Genomic DNA, 12,615 nt, shown 5'->3' with positions numbered 1-12,615 from the left:
CATGTCGGACACCCCCAAGAAAAAACTGCGCTCGACCGCATGGTTCGGCACCGCCGACAAGAACGGCTTCATGTACCGAAGCTGGATGAAGAACCAGGGCATCCCCGACCACGAGTTCGACGGCCGCCCGATCGTCGGCATCTGCAACACCTGGTCGGAACTCACGCCCTGCAACGCGCACTTCCGCAAGATCGCCGAGCACGTGAAGCGCGGCATCTCCGAAGCCGGCGGCTTCCCGGTCGAGTTCCCGGTGTTCTCCAACGGCGAGTCGAACCTGCGCCCGACGGCGATGCTGACCCGCAACCTGGCGAGCATGGACGTGGAGGAAGCCATCCGCGGCAACCCGATCGACGCCGTGGTGCTGCTCACCGGCTGCGACAAGACCACGCCCGCGCTGCTGATGGGCGCGGCGAGCTGCGACATCCCCGCCATCGTCGTGACCGGCGGGCCGATGCTCAACGGCAAGCTCGACGGCAAGAACATCGGCTCGGGCACGGCGGTATGGCAGCTGCACGAGTCGCTCAAGGCCGGAGAGATCAACGAGCACCAGTTCTTTGCCGCCGAGGCCGGCATGTCGCGCTCGGCGGGTACCTGCAACACCATGGGCACCGCGTCCACCATGGCATGCATGGCCGAAGCGCTGGGCACCTCGCTGCCGCACAACGCCGCCATTCCCGCGGTGGATGCACGGCGCTACGTGCTGGCGCAGATGTCGGGCATGCGTGCGGTCGAGATGGCCAGGGAAGGCCTCACACTGTCGAAGATCCTCACGCGCGAGGCCTTCGAGAACGCGATCCGCGTGAACGCGGCCATCGGCGGCTCGACCAACGCGGTGATCCACCTCAAGGCGATCGCCGGGCGCATCGGCGTCGACCTCGAACTGGAAGACTGGACGCGCATCGGCCGCGGCACGCCCACGCTGGTCGACCTGCAGCCCTCGGGCCGCTTCCTGATGGAGGAGTTCTACTATGCGGGCGGCCTGCCCGCGGTGCTGCGCCGCCTGGGCGAGCACGACCTGCTGCCGCACCCCGGCGCGCTCACCGTCAACGGCCGCTCGCTGTGGGACAACGTGCGGGAAGCCCCGAGCTACAACGACGAGGTCATCCGCCCGCTGGACAAGCCCCTGATCGCCGACGGCGGCATCTGCATCCTGCGCGGCAACCTGTCGCCGCGCGGCGCGGTGCTCAAGCCCTCGGCCGCGACGCCGGCGCTGCTGCAGCACCGCGGGCGCGCGGTGGTGTTCGAGAACCTGGAGCACTACAAGGCGCGCATCGTCGACGAAGATCTCGACATCGACGCGAGCTGCGTGATGGTGCTGAAGAACTGCGGCCCCAAGGGCTACCCCGGCATGGCCGAGGTCGGCAACATGGGCCTGCCGCCCAAGCTGCTGCGGCGCGGCATCAAGGACATGGTGCGCATCTCGGACGCCCGCATGAGCGGCACCGCCTACGGCACGGTGGTGCTGCACGTCGCGCCCGAGGCGGCCGACGGCGGCCCGCTGGCCGCGGTGCGCGACGGCGACTTCATCGAGCTGGACTGCGCCGGTGGCCGCCTGCACCTGGACATCAGCGACGAGGAGCTGGCCGAGCGCCTGCGCTCGCTGGCCGCGCAGCCACCGGGCATGCCCGGCGGCTACCAGCGGCTGTATGTCGACCATGTGCTGCAGGCCGACGAAGGCTGCGACTTCGACTTCCTCGTCGGCTGCCGCGGCGCCGAAGTTCCCCGTCACTCGCATTGATCCACGCCATGACACACACCCTCTCCAACCCTCGCTACCGCGGCATCTTCCCGGTCGCGCCCACCACCTTCACCGAATCGGGTGCGCTCGACCTGGCCAGCCAGAAGCGCTGCCTCGACTTCATGATCGATTCGGGCGTCGATGGCCTCTGCATCCTGGCGAACTTCTCCGAGCAGTTCCTGCTGTCGGACGACGAGCGCGAGGTGCTCACCCGCACCGCCCTCGAACACGTGGCCGGCCGCGTGCCGGTGATCGTCACCACCACCCACTTCAGCACCACCGTGTGCATCGAGCGCAGCCGCCGCGCGCAGGCCATGGGCGCGGCCATGCTGATGGTGATGCCGCCCTACCACGGCGCCACCTTCCGCGTGCCTGAAGCAAAGATCTTCGAGTTCTATGCGCAGCTGTCGGACGCGGTGTCGATTCCGATCATGGTGCAGGACGCACCCGCCAGCGGCACGGTGCTGTCGGCCGCCTTCCTCGCGAAGATGGCGACCGAGATCGAGCAGCTGAGCTACTTCAAGATCGAGACGCCCGGCGCGGCGAGCAAGCTGCGCGAGCTGATCCGCCTGGGCGGCGAAGCCATCGAAGGCCCGTGGGACGGCGAAGAGGCCATCACGCTGCTGGCCGACCTGGACGCCGGCGCCACCGGTGCCATGACCGGCGGCGGCTTCGCCGACGGCATCCGCCCGATCATCGAGGCGCACCGCAGCGGCGATGCCGACCTCGCCTTCACGCTGTACCAGCGCTGGCTGCCGCTGATCAACCACGAGAACCGGCAGGCCGGCTTCCTCGCGGCCAAGGCGCTCATGAAGGAAGGCGGCGTGATCGCCTGCGACGCGCCACGCCATCCATGGCCGTCGATGCATCCGGAGGTGCGTCGCGGCCTGCTGGACATCGCCCGGCGGCTCGACCCGCTGGTGCTGCGCTGGGGCCGCTGAGCGCGCGGACTCCGGCCGGGACTACACCCAGCCGGCCTTCCGGAAGCGGTAGTAGAGGTAGCCGCACACCGCCACGATGAGCCCCAGCGCCATCGCATAGCCGTAGCGCCACTTCAGCTCGGGCATGTGCTCGAAGTTCATGCCCCAGATGCCGACGAAGGCGGTGCACACCGCGAAGATCGCGGCCCAGGCCGCCAGCCGCTTGGTGACCTCACCGTCGCTGATGGTCACCATCGACAGGTTGGCCTGGATGGCGGTGCCGATGGTGTCGCGCATCGCGTCGATGGTGCCGTTGATGCGGTTGAGGTGGTCGAGCACATCGCGGAAGTACTCCTGCGTGCCGATGCAGACCTGCGGCACCCGCCCGCCGTGCAGCTTGTTCGCGCCCTCCTGCAGCGGGGCGACCGCATGCTTGAGCACCGTCAGCCGCTGCTTCAGGCTGTAGAGGCGCTGGATGTTCTCGCGCGCACCGCCCTGCGTGAAGATCCGCTCCTCGATGGCTTCGAGTTCGACATCGAAGGCGTCGATGGCGGGGAAGTAGCGGTCGACCACCGCGTCCATCAGCGCGTACAGCACGAAGCCGGGCCCGTTCTTGAGCAGTTCGGGCTCGCGCTCGCAGCGCTCCCGCACCTCGGTGAAGCCGTGCGTGCTGCGGTTGCGCACCGACACCACGTAGTTGCGGCCGACGAAGACGTCGAGCTCACCCACCGTCGGAATGCTGGCGCGCGGCGCCGCCGTCTCGCCGTCCAGCAGGTGGAGCACGACGAAGAGCGAATCGCCGTATTCCTCGACCTTCGGGCGCTGATGGCCGTTCTGCGCATCCTCGACGGCCAACGGATGCAGGTCGAAAGCCCGCTGCACCCCGTCCATCTCTTCGGGCGTCGGGTCGTGCAGCGCCACCCAGACGAAGCAGTTGGGCAGCGCGACGTATTCGTTGATGCGGTCGACCGGGATGTCGGCCAGCTTGGTGCCGTTCTCGTAGACAACGCAGTTGATCAGCATGCAGAAACCTGGCTCGCGTGAGACGACCGGGGATCTTGCCATGTGGGCGCCCGAACCGCCTGACGGACGATGCCGCACCGCGATGCTGCCGATAATCCCCGGATGGTCCGCCCCACCCAATTCCTCCACCCGCAACGCGAGCCCGCGCCCGTGCGACCGGCCGCCACCCTCCTCCTGCTGCGCGACACGCCGGCGGGGCCGCAGGTGCTGATGACGCGCCGGTCCGACAAGGCCAGCTTCGGCGCGGGTGCCTACGTGTTCCCGGGCGGGCGCATCGACGACAGCGACGCGCAGGCCCATGCCATCGCGAAGCGCCGCGCCACCCAGAGCGACGTGCAGCTCACGCAGGCGATCGCGGCGCTGCGCGAGACCTTCGAGGAACTGGGCGTGCTGCTGGCCCACCACGCCGACGACGGACGCCCGGTGCAGGCCGCGGCCGTGGCGGCCATGGACCGCAGCACGGCGGATGGCACCACGTCCTTCGCCGCGCAGTGCGCCCGGCGCGGCCTGCTGCTGGCAACGGACCAGGTCTTCACCTTCGCGCACTGGGTGACCGACCGCGACCTGCCCAAACGTTTTGACGTGCCCTTCCTGGTCGCGCGCATGCCCGAGGGCCAGGTGCCGGTGGCCGACGAAACCGAGCAGTTCGAGCCGGTCTGGGTGCGCCCCGCCGAGGCGCTGGAACGCCACAAGGCGCAGCGCTTCCGGATGATGTTCCCGACCGTGCGCACGCTCGAGCGACTGGCCGCGTATGCCACGGTCGATGCGGTCCTGACCGACTGCGACCAGGAGCAGCCGCTTTTCACCAGCTGCCCACGCGCCGGCCTGCTCGACGGCCAGGAGGCGCGCTACATGGAGCACGAGCTGCCCTACGGCGAACTCGCGCTGGTCTGTCCCGACGGCCAGATCGTGCATGCGCTCGACTGGCAGACCGACACGCCGGTCGCCCTGCTGCGCAACCTGCGCCGCCTGACCGCGCCCAACCCCAGCGCCATGACCGGGCCCGGCACCAACAGCTACCTCGTCGGCGACGAGACCACGGGCTACATCGTGGTCGACCCGGGCCCGCTCGACCCCGGCCACATCCGGCGGCTGCACGATGCGACGGCCGGCGACATCCGCATGATCGTCTGCACCCATTCGCATGCCGACCATTCGCCCGCCGCACGGCCGCTGCAGGCGCTGTGCGAGCCGCGCCCGCCGATCCTCGGCCTGCCCTCGGCCCCCACTGCCCGGCCGAACGCGCGCTTCACGCCCGACCGCGCCCTGGTCGACGGCGAACACCTGGTGCTCGAAGGGCCGACGCCCGAGACCACCCACACGCTGCGCGTGGTGCACACGCCCGGCCATGCCGCCAACCACGTGTGCCTGGTGCTGCAGGAAGACGGCCTGCTGTTCTCGGGCGACCACATCCTCAACGGCAGCACCACCGTGGTCGATCCGCCGGACGGCAACATGACCGCCTACCTCGATTCGCTCGACCGGCTCGACGACGTCTGCCGCGTCGGCGGCGCCGACTTCATCCTGCCCGCGCACGGCTACGCGATCGCCTCGGCGCGCGATGCCATCGCCGCGCTCAAGATGCACCGCTTCCGGCGCGAAGCGCGCATCCTCGAAGCGATGCGCGAACACCCCGACGGCACGCCCGAAGACTGGCTGCCAATCGCCTACGCCGACGTGCCGCAGCGCATGTGGCCGATGGCCGCACGCTCGCTGGCGGCGCACGTCGCACGCATCCGTGAAAGAGCCCTCGCATGAACATCCTCCAGACCCGGGACGAGGGCATCCGCCTCGCCAAGCGCGTCGCGGCCGACATGAACTGCTCGCGCCGCGAGGCCGAACTGCTGATCGAGAACGGCGCGGTGCGCGTCGACGGCGCGGTGGTCGAGGTGCCGCAGGCGCGCGTCCTGCCGCAGCAGCGCGTCGAGATCGCCACGGGTGCCAAGCCGGAGCCGGTGCAGGTCGTGACGATCCTGTTGAACAAGCCGGCCGGCATGGCCTTCGACGCGCCGATCCCCAAGCTGCTGATACCAGGCCAGCGCAGCGAGGCCGACGATTCGCAGCGGCCCACGCTGCAACGGCACTTCGCCAACCAGCACTGCTTCACGCCGCTGGAAAAGGGCGCGAGCGGCCTCATCGTCTTCACGCAGGACCCGCGCATCGAACGCAAGCTGGTCGAAGACGCTGCGCTGATGGAGTACGAGGTGATGGTCGACGTGCGGGGTGAGGTGAGCCCGCAGGCGCTGCACCGCCTGAACCAGTCGCCCGTGGTCGACGGCCGCGCCATGCTGCCGGCCAAGGTCAGCGTCAACCGCCAGAACGAGGGCGTGACCGGCCTGCGCTTCGCGATGAAGGGCGCCTGGCCGGGGCAGATCGCGCAGATGTGCGACAGCGTCGATCTCAGCATCCTCGCGATGAAGCGCCTGCGCGTCGGCCGCGTGCCGCTCGCGGGTCTGGCGCCGGGGGAGTGGCGCTACCTGCTGCCGCACGAGAAATTCTGAAAATAAAGTGTGAAGCCCGCCGATAAGCCGGATTCTGTGCACCGGCGCCGTCTTGCGACGATGCCGGCGTGACCGCCATTACTCTGGGCCGCCGGTCGCCCGGACGGCTCGATGCCACCTACCCGCCAGCTCCGCGGAACCACGTCAACGCTGGCCTATTTGGTGTTGCTGCGCGCAGAGATTGCCCGTTTCACCCGAACTGAATCGGCTCGTCTCTGTTGCTCTGATCCTCACCTCGCGGTGGAGAGTCGTTAACTCCTGCGCTGTCCTGTGCAGTCCGGACGTTCCTCCAGTGCGGTCTTTCGACGCGGTGCCCGAAGGCCCCACCCCTTTCGGGCTTGCACCAGCGGCGGTCTGGCGTGCTTCACGGGACGGATTATCTCGCGACAATGGCTCCTTCCCGTTTTCGTCCACACCAGGAGACCGAAATCATGAAAGCCCAGAACATCCTCGAGACCATCGGCCGCACGCCGCACATCCGCATCCAGAAGCTTTTCGCCGGCACGGCCAAGGGCACGCAGCAGGTGTGGATCAAGTCGGAGCGCTCGAACCCCGGTGGCTCGATCAAGGACCGCATCGCGCTCGCGATGGTCGAAGACGCCGAGCGCTCCGGTGCGCTGAAACCGGGCGGCACCATCATCGAACCGACCTCGGGCAACACCGGCATCGGCCTGGCGATGGTGGCGGCTGTCAAAGGCTACAAGCTGGTCCTGGTGATGCCCGATTCGATGTCCGTCGAACGCCGCCGCCTGATGCTGGCCTACGGCGCCAGCTTCGACCTGACGCCGCGCGCCGGCGGCATGAAGGCGTCGATCGCGCGTGCCGAAGAGCTGGTCGCCAGCACGCCCAACAGCTGGATGCCGCAGCAGTTCGACAACCCGGCCAACGTGGCGGTGCACGTGCGCACCACGGCCGAGGAGATCGCAGCCGACTTCCCCGAGGGCCTCGACGCGATCATCACGGGCGTGGGCACCGGCGGCCACATCACGGGCGTGGCGAAGGTGCTGAAGGCGAAATGGCCGAAGCTGAAGGTCTACGCGGTCGAGCCGGTCGCGTCGCCCGTGTTGTCAGGCGGTGCGCCCTCGCCCCACCCCATCCAGGGCATCGGCGCGGGCTTCGTGCCGAAGATCCTCGACATGGCCTTGCTCGACGGCGTGATCCAGGTCGATGCCGACCCAGCGCGCGAGATGGCGCGACGCTCGGCCCGCGAAGAAGGCGTGTTGGTGGGCATCTCGTCGGGCGCCACGCTGGCGGCCATCGCGCAGAAGCTGCCCGAGCTGGCGGACGACGCCGTGGTGCTGGGCTTCAACTACGACACGGGCGAACGCTACCTGTCGGTCGAAGGCTTTCTGCCGGCCTAGCGCGACCCCAGCATCCCCCAGAGGTTGCAGCCGCCGGGGCAGTATTGCGGCGCAGCATTGGCGGCAATGGGGGTGGCCGGCGCGGCGGCCTGGCCTTCACGCGTGCTGTCCGGCAAGGGCGTTCCGCTCATGGCCAGAGCAGCGACGCCGCTGGCCACCAACGATTTCGTGACGATGAGCATGGATGTCTCCTGCAGTGATCGGTCGACCCACTCAAGATAGACCCATGGCACGCGCGGTGCACCCGTAGTTTCCCGGCTGACTTTTGCCTACAGGCGCGGCGCGGACGGCCTCCCTACAATAGGCGCCTCCGCGAACGCCACCTGCCCGATCATCACGGGCCGCACGCCATGCTCCGCCTCTCCGAAATCAAGCTCCCCCTGGATCCGCCGTCCGACGCGTTGCCACGCGCGGTGCAGGGCTTGCTCGGCGTCGATGCCGACGCCATCGCCAACATCCACGTCCACAAGCGCAGCTTCGACGCGCGCAAGGTCGACCTGCTGCAGGTCTTCATCGTCGACGTGACGCTGACCGACCCGTCGACAGAGCCGAAGCTGCTGGCCAAGCTGGCGGGCAACCCACGCGTGATGGTGACGCCCGACATGTCGTACCACCCACCCGCGCACGCGCCGGCCGATCTGCCGATCCGTCCCGTGGTGGTCGGCTTCGGGCCCTGCGGCATCTTCGCGGCGCTGATGCTCGCCAAGATGGGCTTCAAGCCGATCGTGCTGGAGCGCGGCAAGACCGTGCGCCAGCGCACGCGCGACACCTGGGGCCTGTGGCGCAAGAGCACGCTCAACCCCGAGTCGAACGTGCAGTTCGGCGAAGGCGGCGCCGGCACCTTTTCCGACGGCAAGCTCTGGAGCCAGATCAAGGACCCGCGCTTCCTCGGCCGCAAGGTGATGGAAGAGTTCGTCAAGGCCGGCGCGCCGCCCGAGATCCTCTACGTCGCGCATCCGCACATCGGCACCTTCAAGCTGGTGAAGGTGGTGGAGAACATGCGCGAGCAGATCGTGGCGCTGGGCGGCGAGATCCGCTTCGAGCAGCGCGTGACCGACGTGCACATCGAAGCGGGCCACCTGCGCGGCCTGACCGTGCTCGACCAGCGCACCGGCCTGTCGAGCGAACTGCGCTGCGACCACGTCGTGCTGGCGCTCGGCCACAGCTCGCGCGACACCTTCGAGATGCTGCACGCACGCGGCGTGCACATCGAGGCCAAGCCCTTCTCGATCGGCTTCCGCGTCGAGCATCCGCAGGGCCTGATCGACCGTGCGCGCTGGGGCCGCCACGCGGGCCATCCGCTGCTGGGCGCGGCGGACTACAAGCTGGTGCACCACGCGAGCAACGGGCGCTCGGTCTACAGCTTCTGCATGTGCCCGGGTGGCACGGTGGTCGCAGCGACCAGTGAGCCTGGGCGCGTCGTGACCAACGGCATGAGCCAGTACTCGCGCAACGAACGCAACGCCAACGCGGGCATCGTGGTGGGCATCGAACCCTCGGACTATCCCGGCTGGGAAGACGGGAAAACGGGTCATCCGCTGGCCGGCATGCTGCTGCAGCGCCAACTCGAATCCAACGCCTTCGTGCTCGGCGGCAGCGACTACCGCGCGCCGGGCCAGCTGGTGGGCGACTTCATCGCCGACACGCCGTCGACCGAGCTGCGCAGCATCAAACCCTCGTACAAGCCGGGCGTGACACCGACCGACCTGCACCAGGCCCTGCCGGCCTACGCGATCGAGGCGATGCGCGAGGCCTTTCCCGCGTTCGGCCGCAAGATCAAGGGCTTCGACACGCCCGACGCGGTGCTGACCGGCGTCGAGACGCGCACCTCGTCGCCCATCAAGATCACGCGCGGAGAGGACTTCCAGAGCCTGAACACGCGCGGCCTCTTCCCGGCCGGCGAAGGCGCGAGCTACGCGGGCGGCATCCTGTCGGCCGGCGTGGACGGCATCAAGGTGGCCGAGGCGGTGGCGCGCGCCGTGCTGCAAGACGCGCAAGCCCTGCGCGTGCCGACCTGACACCCCACCAGGGACACCCATGACGACCGACGATTTCCACTTCTACGAGCCCGCCCAGGGCCACGGCCTGCCGCACGACCCGTTCAACGCGATGGTCGGCCCGCGCCCCATCGGCTGGATCTCGTCGCAGAGCGCATCGGGCGTGCGCAACCTGGCGCCCTACAGCTTCTTCAACGGCTTCAACTACACGCCGCCGATCGTCGGCTTCGCCAGCATCGGCGCCAAGGACAGCCTGCACAACATCCGCGAGACGGGCGAGTTCGGCTGGAATTTGGCGACGCGACCGCTGGCCGAGCGGATGAACGCATCCTGCGCGGCCGTGCCGCCGGAGGTCGACGAGTTCGAACTGGCGGGCCTCACGCCCGTGGCGTCGCGCTGCATCGCGGTGCCGCGCGTGGCCGAGAGCCCCGTGTCCTTCGAGTGCAAGCTCACGCAGATCGTGCAGCTCGAAACCATCGACGGCACGCAGGTGCCCACCTGGCTGGTGCTGGGCCAGGTGGTGGGCGTACACATCGCGCGCCGGCTGCTGAACGACGGCATCTACGACACGGCGGCGGCCGAGCCCATCCTGCGCGGTGGCGGCCCGGCCGACTACTTCACCGTCACCCGCGACAATCTCTTCAAGATGTTCCGTCCGCGCTGAGCGCGGCGCCATCGCCCTTCACGCTGCGCCCGGCGCGCGGCCTCACACGAACCGAATCGATGACCGAAGCTCCCGACCACACCACCGCGCCGACGAGCGACGCACCTGCAGCGATCGCACCTGTCGCGCCCGTTGCTGATACATCGTCGACCGAGATGCCGTCGCCCGACACACCATCGACCGACGCGCCTGCCCGGAAGCGCTCGCGCGGTGGCCGCGGCCGCCGTGGCGGCAAGGGCGAACGCCCGGCGGCCGAAGCGGGCCAGGCGCCCGCAGCGCAGAAGGCACAGCAACCGGCTGGCCAGCAGCCCGCACGCAAGAACGGTGCGCCCGCGCCGCGCAAGGTGCACCCGGTGCTCGAACGCCTGTTCGAGCTGTACCCGCAGCTCTTCGGCGCGCGCTTCCGCCCGCTCAAGCTGGGCATCTACCAGGAACTGCTCGCCGCCCACGGCGACGAGTTCAAGGCGGAAGATCTCAAGCTCGCGATGGGCCTGCACGCCCGCTCGACCCGCTACCTCGAATGCGTGGCCGCCGGCCATCCGCGCCACGACCTGCAGGGCAACCCGGTCGAGCCGGTGGCGCCCGAGCACATCCACCACGCGATCCTCGAAGTGTTCCGCCGCCGCCAGGGCCGCACCAAGGACGACCTGAGCGGCCAGCTGCGCGACCGCATCATCGCGGCGATCGAAGCCTCGGGCGTGGGCCGCGAGGCCTACGCCGAACGCGTGCGCGCCCGCGACGACGCGTCGAACGCTGCGCTCGACGACGCCCTGGCCGAACTGGCGCGCCAGGCCGCCAAGCGCGAAGCGCTGATGCGCGCCTTCGAGGCCAGCGGCAAGACCGAGGCCGAATTCGCCGACATGTACGGCATGGACCCGAAGGAGGTCGCGCGCACGCTGCAGCGCGTGCGCAAGGACCAGGCGACGGAGGCCGAGCGGGCAACGAAGGCCGCGCAGGCGGCCGAAGCGCCGGCCCAGCCGGCAGCAGCCTCGCCGGAAGCGAACTAGAAAGTGACCTTCACCGAGGCGGCGCTGCGCGTCGCCTCGCCGTGGAACACGGCCTCGATGTTGTTGCCGTCCGGGTCGAGCACGAAGGCGGCGTAGTAGCCGGGGTGGTAGGGGCGTTCGCCCGGCGCGCCGTTGTCGCGGCCCCCATGCGCCAGGGCGGCGCGGTAGAAGGCATCGACCGTGGCGCGGTCCTTGGCCTGGAAGGCCAAGTGGTGCCGCCCGGTCAGGTGGCCCTGCGCCGCCTCGCTGTCGGCGGTGGAGACGAAGAGCTCGTCGGCCCAGAAGTAGCCGTCGGCGGTGCCGCCCAGCGGCACCCCGATCGTCGCGAAGACGGCGGTGTAGAAATCCTGGCTCGCCTTCAGATCCCGCACGACCAGCTGGATGTGGTCGATGAGGCGGCCCCGGTGCAGTTCCTGTGTCTCCATGCGGTACTCCAGTTCATGCGATGAGTGACCCGGTGAATGCCCGCGCGGCGGCCCCGCCGCCGCCCTGCATCAGCCCTGCGCGTTCTGCAGCGCAGCGATGCGCTCTTCGATGGGTGGGTGCGTCGCGAAGAGCTTGCCCACCGCGCCGGTGATGCCCATCGCCTCGACCGCCTTCGGCAGTTCGCCGGCCGGCAGGCCGCCCAGCCGGGCCAGCGCGTTCATCATCGGCTGCTTGCGGCCCATCAGCTGGGCGGCACCGGCATCGGCGCGGAATTCGCGCTGGCGCGAGAACCAGGCCACGACGATCGCGGCGGCGAAGCCCAGCACGATGTCCAGCACGATGGTGGTGACCATGTAGCCGATGCCCGGGCCCGAGCTGCGGTCGTCGCCGCGGCGCAGGAAGGAATCGACCGCATAGCCGATCACGCGCGACAGGAACACGACGAAGGTGTTCATCACGCCCTGGATCAGCGTCATAGTGACCATGTCGCCGTTGGCGATGTGGGCGACCTCGTGGCCAATCACCGCCTCGACCTCTTCGCGCGTCATGTTCTGCAGCAGGCCGGTCGACACCGCGACCAGCGACGAGTTCTTGAACGCGCCGGTGGCGAAGGCGTTGGGCTCGCCCTCGAAGATGCCGACCTCCGGCATGCCGATGCCCGCCTTGTCGGCGAACTTGCGCACGGTCGCGACGATCCAGGCCTCGTCGGGCGACTGGGGCGCGTCGATCATGCGCAGGCCGGCCGTCCACTTGGCCATCGGCTTGCTGATGAGCAGCGAGATGATCGCGCCGCCGAAGCCCATGACGAGCGCGAAGCCCAGCAGCGCCGTGAGGTTGAGCCCGTTGGCCGTGAGAAAGCGGTTGACGCCGAGCAGGCTGGCGACCACGCCCAGCACGGCGACCACCATCACATTGGTCAGGACAAACAGAAGAATGCGTTTCAAGTTGATTTCTCCGTGGGGAAACTGTCGCTCAATT

Annotated in this window: 12 protein-coding genes and 1 other RNA gene; 8 read left to right on the top strand and 5 right to left on the bottom strand. The window is 69.1% G+C overall.

Annotation, left to right across the window (positions count from 1 at the left end; all coding sequences use genetic code 11):
- Position 1: 1 nt before the first annotated feature.
- Together QTH86_RS21455 and QTH86_RS21450 are read left to right on the top strand one after the other, a co-directional pair.
- Positions 2-1,738 carry an IlvD/Edd family dehydratase gene (locus QTH86_RS21455; protein ID WP_286648177.1) on the top strand — a complete coding sequence of 579 codons (1,737 nt, stop codon included), beginning with the start codon at positions 2-4 and terminating at the stop codon, positions 1,736-1,738.
- 8 nt (positions 1,739-1,746) lie between these two features.
- On the top strand, positions 1,747-2,679 hold the full coding sequence (locus QTH86_RS21450) for a dihydrodipicolinate synthase family protein (protein WP_286648176.1): 933 nt from the start codon (positions 1,747-1,749) through the stop codon (positions 2,677-2,679).
- A gap of 21 nt (positions 2,680-2,700) precedes the next feature.
- Here QTH86_RS21450 and QTH86_RS21445 read toward each other — a convergent pair whose 3' ends face one another.
- Positions 2,701-3,681 carry a magnesium and cobalt transport protein CorA gene (locus QTH86_RS21445; protein WP_286648175.1) on the bottom strand — a complete coding sequence of 327 codons (981 nt, stop codon included), beginning with the start codon at positions 3,679-3,681 and terminating at the stop codon, positions 2,701-2,703.
- Between the two features lie 102 nt (positions 3,682-3,783).
- Here QTH86_RS21445 and QTH86_RS21440 point away from each other — a divergent pair, with 102 nt between their 5' ends.
- Together QTH86_RS21440 and QTH86_RS21435 are read left to right on the top strand one after the other, a co-directional pair.
- On the top strand, positions 3,784-5,439 hold the full coding sequence (locus QTH86_RS21440; protein WP_286648174.1) for an MBL fold metallo-hydrolase: 1,656 nt from the start codon (positions 3,784-3,786) through the stop codon (positions 5,437-5,439).
- Positions 5,436-6,182 carry an RNA pseudouridine synthase gene (locus tag QTH86_RS21435; RefSeq protein ID WP_286648173.1) on the top strand — a complete coding sequence of 249 codons (747 nt, stop codon included), beginning with the start codon at positions 5,436-5,438 and terminating at the stop codon, positions 6,180-6,182. Before QTH86_RS21440 ends, QTH86_RS21435 begins: the two co-directional genes overlap by 4 nt.
- Positions 6,183-6,193: 11 nt before the next feature.
- Here QTH86_RS21435 and rnpB read toward each other — a convergent pair.
- An RNA gene (gene rnpB, locus QTH86_RS21430) (RNase P RNA component class A) lies at positions 6,194-6,492 on the bottom strand.
- 121 nt (positions 6,493-6,613) lie between these two features.
- Between rnpB and cysK the strand changes: the two genes are divergently transcribed.
- Positions 6,614-7,543 (top strand): cysteine synthase A, encoded by a 930-nt coding sequence (gene cysK, locus QTH86_RS21425; RefSeq protein ID WP_286648172.1) that lies wholly within the window; start codon positions 6,614-6,616, stop codon positions 7,541-7,543.
- Here the strand turns inward: cysK and QTH86_RS21420 are convergent.
- Positions 7,540-7,725 (bottom strand): hypothetical protein, encoded by a 186-nt coding sequence (locus tag QTH86_RS21420; RefSeq protein WP_286648171.1) that lies wholly within the window; start codon positions 7,723-7,725, stop codon positions 7,540-7,542. The genes cysK and QTH86_RS21420 overlap by 4 nt on opposite strands.
- Positions 7,726-7,893: 168 nt before the next feature.
- On the opposite strand from QTH86_RS21420, the gene QTH86_RS21415 reads away from it, so the two are divergent.
- Genes QTH86_RS21415 through QTH86_RS21405 form a run of 3 tightly spaced genes read left to right on the top strand, consistent with a single transcriptional unit; the run spans position 7,894 to position 11,211 of the window.
- The gene (locus tag QTH86_RS21415; RefSeq protein ID WP_286648170.1) at positions 7,894-9,561 is read left to right on the top strand and encodes an NAD(P)/FAD-dependent oxidoreductase; all 1,668 of its coding nucleotides are present in this window, start codon (positions 7,894-7,896) and stop codon (positions 9,559-9,561) included.
- A 19-nt stretch (positions 9,562-9,580) separates the two neighbouring features.
- On the top strand, positions 9,581-10,204 hold the full coding sequence (locus QTH86_RS21410) for a flavin reductase family protein (RefSeq protein ID WP_286648169.1): 624 nt from the start codon (positions 9,581-9,583) through the stop codon (positions 10,202-10,204).
- 59 nt (positions 10,205-10,263) lie between these two features.
- Entirely contained in the window at positions 10,264-11,211 is a 948-nt protein-coding gene (locus QTH86_RS21405; protein WP_286648168.1) for a ProQ/FINO family protein, read from the top strand.
- On the opposite strand, the gene QTH86_RS21400 is transcribed toward QTH86_RS21405, so the two are convergent.
- Together QTH86_RS21400 and htpX are read right to left on the bottom strand one after the other, a co-directional pair.
- The gene (locus QTH86_RS21400; RefSeq protein ID WP_286648167.1) at positions 11,208-11,636 is read right to left on the bottom strand and encodes a VOC family protein; all 429 of its coding nucleotides are present in this window, start codon (positions 11,634-11,636) and stop codon (positions 11,208-11,210) included. The genes QTH86_RS21405 and QTH86_RS21400 overlap by 4 nt on opposite strands.
- Before the next feature lie 69 nt (positions 11,637-11,705).
- On the bottom strand, positions 11,706-12,581 hold the full coding sequence (gene htpX, locus QTH86_RS21395) for a protease HtpX (protein ID WP_286648166.1): 876 nt from the start codon (positions 12,579-12,581) through the stop codon (positions 11,706-11,708).
- Between the last annotated feature and the right edge of the window lie 34 nt (positions 12,582-12,615).

The organism is Variovorax sp. J2L1-78, assembly GCF_030317205.1.
Taxonomy (GTDB): Bacteria; Pseudomonadota; Gammaproteobacteria; order Burkholderiales; family Burkholderiaceae_C; genus Variovorax; species Variovorax arabinosiphilus.
Note: the sequence above shows the minus strand (reverse complement) of the source record. Positions and strands in the feature narration are given on the sequence as shown.

Bases quoted from the DNA above. Each gene is read 5' to 3' on its own strand.
- QTH86_RS21455 (WP_286648177.1), top strand. From the start codon at position 2: ATGTCGGACACCCCCAAGAAAAAACTGCGCTCGACCGCATGGTTCGGC.
- QTH86_RS21450 (WP_286648176.1), top strand. From the start codon at position 1,747: ATGACACACACCCTCTCCAACCCTCGCTACCGCGGCATCTTCCCGGTC.
- QTH86_RS21445 (WP_286648175.1), bottom strand. From the start codon at position 3,681: ATGCTGATCAACTGCGTTGTCTACGAGAACGGCACCAAGCTGGCCGAC.
- QTH86_RS21440 (WP_286648174.1), top strand. From the start codon at position 3,784: ATGGTCCGCCCCACCCAATTCCTCCACCCGCAACGCGAGCCCGCGCCC.
- QTH86_RS21435 (WP_286648173.1), top strand. From the start codon at position 5,436: ATGAACATCCTCCAGACCCGGGACGAGGGCATCCGCCTCGCCAAGCGC.
- cysK (WP_286648172.1), top strand. From the start codon at position 6,614: ATGAAAGCCCAGAACATCCTCGAGACCATCGGCCGCACGCCGCACATC.
- QTH86_RS21420 (WP_286648171.1), bottom strand. From the start codon at position 7,725: ATGCTCATCGTCACGAAATCGTTGGTGGCCAGCGGCGTCGCTGCTCTG.
- QTH86_RS21415 (WP_286648170.1), top strand. From the start codon at position 7,894: ATGCTCCGCCTCTCCGAAATCAAGCTCCCCCTGGATCCGCCGTCCGAC.
- QTH86_RS21410 (WP_286648169.1), top strand. From the start codon at position 9,581: ATGACGACCGACGATTTCCACTTCTACGAGCCCGCCCAGGGCCACGGC.
- QTH86_RS21405 (WP_286648168.1), top strand. From the start codon at position 10,264: ATGACCGAAGCTCCCGACCACACCACCGCGCCGACGAGCGACGCACCT.
- QTH86_RS21400 (WP_286648167.1), bottom strand. From the start codon at position 11,636: ATGGAGACACAGGAACTGCACCGGGGCCGCCTCATCGACCACATCCAG.